This window comes from Streptomyces sp. NPDC059371, from assembly GCF_042751995.1.
In the GTDB taxonomy this organism is placed as follows: Bacteria; Actinomycetota; Actinomycetes; order Streptomycetales; family Streptomycetaceae; genus Streptomyces.
The window spans coordinates 92,556-101,153 of sequence record NZ_JBHYXD010000027.1; the positions used below are offsets into that span (position 1 = coordinate 92,556).

Here is an 8,598-nt window from a genome sequence, read left to right on the forward strand (position 1 = left end):
ACCTGGTGTCCGAACTCCCCGGCCCGCGGGGGGGGGCCCCCCCGCCGCGCCCGCCGCCCCCCCCCCGACGGGCACGCCAGGCCGTGTCCGACCTAGTGCTGTACCGCGAGTCCGGGGCGGTGGTGCCGCATCGCGTCCAGGACCGCCTCGGGCGGCACCGGCAAGGTGTTGGTGGCCATGTTGGCCGGACCGAAGCCGAGTCGCGCGTTCATGGACGCGGTGCTGCGGACGAGCCGGGGTGCCCGGGCCAGATAGGCGTCCGGGTCGTGCAGCACCAGCTCGATGAACCGCTGCGAGGTGTTGCGTACCCGCTGCTCGCGTATCCGCACGGCGGCTATCTCGTCCCAGCCGAACCGGCCCAGGCTCACGTGGTCCACTCCCGCGTCGTCCAGCACCAACTCCGGCCGGCCGCGGAGCAGTCGCCGGCCGATGAGCACCGCGCAGAACCCGAAGAAGGGCACGGCCAGCGCTCCCGCCACCGTCATCTTCACGGTGCTGTGGACGACCAGGAAGGCGATGCCCGCGGCGACGAAGACCAGAGAGCCGGCCAGCATGGCCCACACGCGGCCCTTGGCGAGCGGGTAGACCGTCGGGGGCAGGGGAACGCCGTTATTGATCACAGGCTCAGACGATAGGACCGGAGCCCGTGCCGGCGGAAGCCTTCTCGCGGATCGTCCGGTGCACAGGCCGGGCTCGTGCGAGGGCCCTGCTCAGGCGCGGGCGCGGCTGACGTAGATGTTGCCGTGGCGGGTGCGGGCGCGGATCGTGACGGTGTCCTCGGTCTGTTCCGGGGTCTCAGAGGCGGTGAGGGTGTTGCGTACCTGGCCGGAGCCCGCGCCGATGTCGAGCCAGGCGGCCGTGCCCTCGCGGACGCCGATCTCGATGGCGCCGTAGGCGGTCTCCAACTGGACCGTGCCGCGGGCCACTTCGTCCACGCGGATGGTGCCGTGGGCGGTGGTGGCGGTCACCGAGTCGGCGGCGCGCCGGATCCCGATGTCGCCGTTGGCGTTGCTCACCCGCAGCTCGCCGGTCGCGCCGTCGACGGTCGTGCTGCCGTGGGAGTTCTTCAGGACGGCGGGGCCGTCGATCAGGCCGACGCGCAGGCTGCCGGTGCTGGTGGTGATCTCGGCCTTGCCCTCGACCCGCTCGACGGTGATCGAGCCGTGCGAGGCGGTCAGGTGCAGCGGGCCGGTCGTGGCGAGGCGGGTGTCGCCGGAGGAGGTCTTCACGCGGACCTCGCCGAGCCGGCCCTCGCCGAGGACCTGGGTCCAGGCCCCGCTCACGTCGAGGTGCGAGCCCGTGGGCAGTTCGACCGTCACGTCGACGGTGCCGGTGCGGCCGAACAGGGTGGACCGGGGCGTCCGGATCGTCAGGGCGCCGCCGGAGTATCCGACCTCGGTCTGCTCGGCCGTCCGCGCGTCGGCGCTCTTGCCCGGGTCGCGGGGGCGCACCTCGACGACGGTGTCGGTGCGCTCGGAGGCGGTGAACTGGATGGAGCCGGCATCCACGCGTGCCGTGACCTCGATCGCGTCGGGGGTGTCGAAAGTAGGCATGGCTGCCCCGTCCTCCGGGTCTTCAGGTCTTCAGGTCTTCAGGTCTTCAGGGTGTCCCTGGTGGTGGGACGTGGTGTGAGCGAAGCGGTACGGGCGGACGCCCGGATGTGGTCAGCGCACCCAGCCGGTGAAGCTCTGTCCGACGGCCTGGGCGCGCTCGGGGGCGCGGGTCCGGGTGCCGCCGTCGACCGCGGCCGACACCGCGCGTACCAGCCAGGCGTTGACCGACAGTCCCTCGCGGCCCGCCGCCTCCTCGGCGCGTGCCTTGAGGTGGGCGGGCAGCCGCAGGTTGACGCGGGCGGTGCCGCCCTCGTCGCCGTCGGCCGGGGCCGGGGCCCTGAAGGGCTCGGCGGGCTCGGCCGGTTCCGCGAGGGGCCCGTTGTCGGCGGGGGGCAGTGTCACCACGAAGGCGGGGTCCAGGCCGCGCAGCCGTACGTCGACCGAGCCGGGCGCGAGTTCACGGGTGATCTCGTCCATCGCGGCGGAGAGGACGTTGAGCATGACCAGCCGGGTCGCCGACTCCAGCGGGGCGGTCAGCCGCTCGGCCAGCTCGCCCGCTTCCTTGCCGCCGGCCTCGGCGGCCACCGCGAGTTCCCGGCGGAGAGTGTCGACATACGGCGTGAGATCCATGGTGCCATAATCGCATCACTGTGGCGCCATACACAAGCGGCGGGCCCGCCGGGGAGGGGTGCACCCCTCCTGCGGGCCCTCCAACTGTGGGAACGTGAAGGGCCATCCGGGGCATCGTGGCGCCATGCGCGGAACGGTCGGTCATCGCGCGTCAAGTCACCTGCGGTGGGCGGAAGTTCGGGCGCCGCCCCGCCGGACCCGGGCGTCAGTCGACGGGTTCGACCCCGGCCCGGAGCAGGCCGTACGTGTACGCGTCCTCCAGTGCCTGCCAGGACGCGGCGATGACGTTGTCCGCGACACCGACCGTGGACCACTCCCCCGTGCCGTCGGACGTGGAGATCAGGACGCGGGTCGTGGACTCCGTGCCGTGCCGGGCCTCCAGGATGCGGCCCTTGTAGTCGACCACTCCGAGGCGGGCGAGCTGCGGGTAGATCTGCTCCAGGCCCACGCGCAGGGCGCGGTCCAGGGCGTTGACCGGGCCGTTGCCCTCGGCGGCGGCGACGATGCGCTCGCCCTTGGCCCACAGCTTCACCGTGACCTCGTTGACGTGGCTGCCGTCGGGGCGGTCCTCCAGGATGGCCCGCCAGGACTCGACCCGGAAGTAGCGCAGCGGCCTGCCCTCGACCTCGGCGCGGAGCAGGAGTTCGAAGGAGGCGTCGGCGGCCTCGTACGTATAGCCCTCGAGTTCGCGTTCCTTGACGCGTTCGACGACGCGGCCGACCAGTTCGCGGTCGCCGCCGAGGTCGATGCCGAGTTCCTTGCCCTTGAGTTCGATGGAGGCGCGGCCGGCCATGTCGGAGACGAGCATCCGCATGGTGTTGCCGACCTGCTCGGGGTCGATGTGCTGGTAGAGGTCGGGGTCGACCTTGATCGCGGAGGCGTGCAGGCCGGCCTTGTGCGCGAAGGCGGAGACACCGACGTAGGGCTGGTGGGTGGAGGGGGTCAGGTTGACGACCTCGGCGATCGCGTGCGAGATCCGCGTCATCTCCCGCAGCGCGCCCTCGGGGAGCACCTTCTTGCCGTACTTGAGCTCCAGGGCCGCGACCACGGGGAAGAGGTTGGAGTTACCGACCCGCTCGCCGTAGCCGTTCGCGGTGCACTGCACGTGGGTGGCGCCCGCGTCGACGGCGGCCAGGGTGTTGGCGACCGCGCAGCCGGTGTCGTCCTGGGCGTGGATGCCGAGACGGGCACCGGTGTCCGCCAGGACCGTCTGTACGATCGCCTGGACCTGGGCGGGGAGCATGCCGCCGTTGGTGTCGCACAGCACCACCACGGAGGCGCCCGCCTCACGGGCGGCCCGCACCACGGACTTCGCGTAGGCGGGGTTGGCGCGGTAGCCGTCGAAGAAGTGCTCGCAGTCCACGAACACCCGGCGGCCCTGCGCGACGAGATGGGAGACGGTGTCGCGGACCATCTCCAGGTTCTCCTCCAGCGTGGTGCGCAGCGCCAGCTCCACATGCCGGTCGTGCGCCTTGGCCACCAGCGTGATCACCGGGGCACCCGAGTCCAGGAGTGCCTTGACCTGGAGGTCCTCGCTCGCCCTGGCGCCGGCCCGGCGGGTGGCACCGAAGGCGACGAGCTGGGCGTGTTTGAGGTCGAGTTCGCTCTGCGCGCGGGCGAAGAACTCGGTGTCGCGGGGGTTGGCGCCGGGCCAGCCGCCCTCGATGAAGCCCACCCCGAAGTCGTCCAGGTGCCGCGCGATGGCCAGCTTGTCCGCTACGGTGAGGTTGATGCCCTCGCGCTGCGCGCCGTCGCGCAGCGTCGTGTCGAAGACGTGGAAGAGATCGCCGAGTTCGCCGGTGACGTTCCCGGTGCGTTCGCTCACGCTGATACTCATGCCGACCATCTCCTGTTCGGGATCTCGGTCCACCGGGATGACCGGCTGCACCGTCCATCTATGCCCCCTCGCGCTCGCTTCCCGGTCGAGGATGGGCACAGGGGCGGCGTGGGAGGGCGGTGCGCGCCGGGGTCAAGGGTTCTCTGGCGCTCTTCGAGCGCTTCTCGTTCGCGGCCGTCCATCGTGACTCCCCCAACATCCGTGGTCCCGCCCGTCCTTGAGGCGGTGGACGGCAACCGTCTGGAGAGTCATGTCCTCTCGTCCGCCCGCCCCGGAGTCCGTTGTCGCGTCCGTCGCGGGCGAGGACGCCGCCGGGGGCTGTGTACCGATCGCCGAGCTGGTGCGGCGCTGCTCCCGGCGTCGGCTGCGGCTGCTGCGCCGGGGGCTTCGGCGGGGGCTCCGCCCTCGCGCGGGGCGCGGGCCCGGCGGGCGGGTGCCGGGGCGCGGGTGCCTCCCGGCGCAGGGGGAAGGGTGACGGGCCGGACCGGGCCGAGGGTGACCGGCCGGGCCGGCCGGGGTGTCATTGCGGCTGGTTGCCGTGTTTACGGGAGGGCTGGGGCACGTATTTGGTGCGCAGTACGGCGAGGGCGTCGATGAGTCTGACGCGGGTCTCGGCGGGGTCGATGACGTCGTCCACCAGGCCGCGTTCGGCGGCGTAGTAGGGGTGCATGAGCTGTTCCCGGTACTCCTTGATGTGCTGTCTGCGGGCGGAGTCGGGATCGGCGGCGGCCGCGATCTCGCGCCGGAAGACGACGCCCGCGGCACCCTCGGCGCCCATCACCGCGATCTCGTTGCCGGGCCACGCCAGTGACAGGTCCGAGCCGATGGAGCGGGAGTCCATGACGATGTAGGCGCCGCCGTAGGCCTTGCGCAGGACGAGCTGGATACGGGGGACGGTCGCGTTGCAGTAGGCGTAGAGGAGTTTCGCGCCGTGCCGGATGATGCCGCCGTGTTCCTGGCCGACGCCGGGCAGGAAGCCGGGCACGTCGACCAGTGTCACGAGCGGGATGTTGAAGGAGTCGCACGTCTGCACGAAGCGGGCCGCCTTCTCGCTGCCCTTGATGTCGAGGACTCCGGCGAGGGCGGCGGGCTGGTTGGCGACGATGCCGACGACATGGCCGTCCAGCCGGGCCAGGGCGCACACGACGTTGGGCGCCCACGCCTCGTGCACCTCGAAGAAGTCGCCGGTGTCGACGATCTCCTCGATGACCTCGCGCATGTCGTAGGCGCGTTTCCCGTCGGAGGGCACCAGGTCGAGCAGGGCCGGGGTGAGTCGGTCGGGCCGGTCGGCGGCGGGCTCGGACGGCGGCTGTTCACGGTTGTCGGCCGGGAGGAAGGACAGCAGGTAGCGGACGTCGGCGAGGCAGCTCTCCTCGTCGTCGTAGGCGAAGTGGGCGACTCCGGACAGGGTGGTGTGGGCGTCGGCGCCGCCGAGTTCGTCGTGGCTGATCCTCTCTCCGGTGACGGCCTGCACGACGTCGGGGCCGGTGATGAACATCTGTGAGGTGCCGCGCACCATGAACACGAAGTCGGTCAGGGCCGGGGAGTAGGCCGCGCCGCCCGCGCAGGGGCCCATCATCACGCTGATCTGCGGGATGACCCCGGAGTTGCGGACGTTGCGCTGGAAGATGCCGCCGTAGCCGGCGAGCGCGGTCACGCCTTCCTGGATGCGTGCTCCGGCGCCGTCGCACAGGCCCACGATCGGGGCCCCGGCCGTGGCGGCCATGTCCATGATCTTGTGGATCTTCTCGGCGTGGGCCTCGCCGAGGGAGCCCCCGAAGATGCGGAAGTCGTGGGCGTAGGCGAAGACGACCCGGCCGAAGACGCGGCCCCAGGCGGTGACGACGCCGTCGGTCCAGGGGCGCTTGTCCTCCAGGCCGAAGCCGCTCGCCCGGTGTCTGCGCAGCCCTTCGACCTCGGTGAACCGGCCGTCGTCGAAGAGGAGTCGGAGCCGTTCGCGGGCGGTGAGCTTGCCCTTGGCGTGCTGCGCCTCGGTGGCCTTGTCGCTGGGTCCTCGGCGCATCTCGGCGCGTACGGCGGCGAGTTCGGCGACCGTGCCGCGCCGCTGCCCGACCGGTGTGTCGTCCAGGGCGGTCATCGGAATCCTTTCGTTGACGCCACGTCCTTGAGTCGGGGAGAAGACGAAACCTCTGCGGAGCAGGGTGGGGAAAGCCGGTTCGCCTCCTGGGCGAGCCAGGCGTCCATCTCCCATTGCCCTCAGGCGGCGACGAGTTGAGGCGTAATGTTTGAGACGTGCGGGCCGTCCATGTGAAGCGGGCCTTCAAGTACCGCTTCTATCCGACCGATGCGCAGGCTGCCGAGTTGTGGCGCACGTTCGGCTGCGTGCGCAAGGTCTACAACCTGGCTCTCGCGGTGCGCACGGATGCGTGGACGCGGCGGGAGCGGGTGAACTACAACCAGACGTCGGCGATGCTGACGGCCTGGAAGAAGACCGAGGAACTGGCCTACCTCAACGACGTCTCCTCGGTGCCGCTCCAACAGGCTCTGCGGCACCTCCAGGCGGCGTTCACCAACTTCCACGGCAAGCGGGCCAGATATCCTCGCTTCAAGTCGAGGAAGAAGTCGCGGAGGTCGGCGGAGTACACGACCAGCGCGTTCCGGTTCCGGGACGGCAGGCTGACTCTGGCCAAAATGGCGGAGCCGCTCGACATCGTGTGGTCCCGTGCGCTCCCGGTCGGTGTGTCGCCGTCCACGGTGACGGTGTCGCAGGACCCGGCCGGCCGCTGGTTCGTGTCCCTGCTCTGCCAAAACCCCTCCCTTGGGCCGCTGCCGGCCACGGATGCGGCCGTCGGCATCGACGTCGGACTGGATCACCTGGTGGTCCTCTCCACCGGAGAGAAGATCACCAACCCGCGGCACGAACGGCGTGACCGGGCCCGGCTCGCCCGGGTCCAGCGACAGCTCGCCCGCAAGGCCAAGGGCGAGGGCGCGAACCGGGCCAAGGCCCGCCGGAAGGTCGCCAGGATTCACGCCCGCATCGCCGACCGCAGGCGCGATTGCCTGCACAAGCTCACCACTCGACTCGTTCGTGAGAATCAAACGATCGTGATCGAGGACCTCAGCGTCCGCAATATGGTCAAGAATCGGAAACTGGCCCGTGCCATCAGTGACGCGGCATGGAGCGAGTTCCGGAGCATGCTGGAGTACAAAGCGGCCTGGTACGGGCGGGAAGTGGTCGTGGTCGACCGCTTCTTTCCTTCCTCCAAGCTCTGCTCCGCCTGCGGCAGCCAGCAGGACAAGATGCCGCTGCACATCCGAACCTGGACGTGCCACTGTGGGACGACCCATGACCGGGACGTGAACGCGGCGAAGAACATCCTGGCCGTCGGGCTGACGGCGTCTGTCTGTGGAGCCGGTGTAAGACCTCAACGGAGCACTCCGGGCGGGCAGTCGGCGATGAAGCAGAAACCCCCACGGCGCGAGCCGCAGGAATCCCCCTCCTTCAGGAGAGGGAGGAAGTCAAGGTTCCCCTTTCCGGCCGTCGTGATCAGCCATCCGTCCGATGGGCCAACGGCCAGCTTCCGCCGGGGCACTTGAAGCCGGTTGGAGCGCCGGACGACGATCGCTGTGGACGCACCGGGCGCTCCGGCGGCGCTCGAGTGCGGCGTGCGACGCTCGGGGTTTGTGAGCTCCGATGCGGACGGTCAAGAGCCTTCTTGGAGCGCCGAAGGGCCCGCCGACGTCCCCACAATCCCCCGAGGGCGCCGGTGGGCCTCCCGCCTGTCCGCCGCCGAAGGGAGGCGGCGGCGGTCGGCGCGGTCGAGGTTGCCGGTGGCGGCGGAGCGTCGGTTCTGGCGGTGGCGTCGTCGAGATTCGGCCGCTTTGGCGCCTGGGGTCATGCCGTCCGAGCTGTGGCTTTACGAGCACAGGTCACCTCGTGGCGCATATTGGCGCCACTAATGGCTCGCCATGACACCATAGGTGTGCCACAGTGGGGCCACGCAATCGGAGCGACGCCGGGCACGGCGTACGACACGAAGGAGCCCCCCACCATGTCGATCACCCTCAACGACCAGGACAAGCTCACCCTGCGCACCGCCGCCTACGGGGCCGTGACGCTGATGGCCGCGGCCGCCGGCGCCGACTCCCCGCACAAGGTGGCCACCCAGGGCAGCATCGCCCTGACCACCGGCACCGGCCTGGTCGGCCATGTGCTGGCGGAGAAGTCCTCGGTCGGGGACATGAGCGGCAAGTCCGCGGCCGAGATCGCCGACCGTGTCCTGCCCGCTCTGACCGCCGCCATGCAGCTTCTGAAGAAGCAGGCCCCCGAGGAGGCCGACAACTTCCGCAGCACCGTCCTCGTCGCCGTCGAGGCGTCCGCCCGTACCTCCAAGGGCGAGCCCGGCCCCACCCTCACCGCGACCGCCGGCAAGATCACCGCAGCCCTCGACGCCGCCTGACACACCGGCCGGCGCCGGTACCGGTACGCCTTCGGAACCGCTTCGGAACCGCTCCTTTCGCCGCACGCCCTGGCTCCGCCGGAGAACCCTCCGGCGGAGCCTGCCGTCGTGGCGGGGGGGACCCCCGGGTCCGCGCCGGGGGGACCGCCGGGCCGCA

At 70.9% G+C, this 8,598-nt stretch carries 7 protein-coding genes; 2 read left to right on the top strand and 5 right to left on the bottom strand.

The features are described from left to right. Nucleotides 1–92: 92 nt before the first annotated feature. The 5 genes from ACFXGX_RS18060 to ACFXGX_RS18080 form a co-directional block, all read right to left on the bottom strand. The gene (locus ACFXGX_RS18060) at nucleotides 93–620 is read right to left on the bottom strand and encodes an STM3941 family protein (protein ID WP_384791649.1); all 528 of its coding nucleotides are present in this window, start codon (nucleotides 618–620) and stop codon (nucleotides 93–95) included. 90 nt (nucleotides 621–710) lie between these two features. Beyond that, the gene (locus tag ACFXGX_RS18065) at nucleotides 711–1,553 is read right to left on the bottom strand and encodes a DUF4097 domain-containing protein (protein WP_384791652.1); all 843 of its coding nucleotides are present in this window, start codon (nucleotides 1,551–1,553) and stop codon (nucleotides 711–713) included. A gap of 111 nt (nucleotides 1,554–1,664) precedes the next feature. Continuing rightward, nucleotides 1,665–2,183 (bottom strand): hypothetical protein, encoded by a 519-nt coding sequence (locus tag ACFXGX_RS18070; protein WP_384791654.1) that lies wholly within the window; start codon nucleotides 2,181–2,183, stop codon nucleotides 1,665–1,667. A 205-nt stretch (nucleotides 2,184–2,388) separates the two neighbouring features. After that, nucleotides 2,389–4,020: a citramalate synthase gene (gene cimA, locus ACFXGX_RS18075; protein WP_384791657.1), complete on the bottom strand. Its 1,632-nt coding sequence runs from the start codon at nucleotides 4,018–4,020 to the stop codon at nucleotides 2,389–2,391. A gap of 520 nt (nucleotides 4,021–4,540) precedes the next feature. Further along, nucleotides 4,541–6,118: an acyl-CoA carboxylase subunit beta gene (locus tag ACFXGX_RS18080; protein WP_384791660.1), complete on the bottom strand. Its 1,578-nt coding sequence runs from the start codon at nucleotides 6,116–6,118 to the stop codon at nucleotides 4,541–4,543. Between the two features lie 155 nt (nucleotides 6,119–6,273). Here ACFXGX_RS18080 and ACFXGX_RS18085 point away from each other — a divergent pair, with 155 nt between their 5' ends. Further along, entirely contained in the window at nucleotides 6,274–7,578 is a 1,305-nt protein-coding gene (locus ACFXGX_RS18085; RefSeq protein WP_384791663.1) for an RNA-guided endonuclease InsQ/TnpB family protein, read from the top strand. A 455-nt stretch (nucleotides 7,579–8,033) separates the two neighbouring features. Further along, nucleotides 8,034–8,441, top strand: coding sequence for a hypothetical protein (locus ACFXGX_RS18090; protein ID WP_384791666.1), 408 nt, complete (start codon nucleotides 8,034–8,036; stop codon nucleotides 8,439–8,441). The last annotated feature ends 157 nt before the right edge of the window (nucleotides 8,442–8,598 follow it).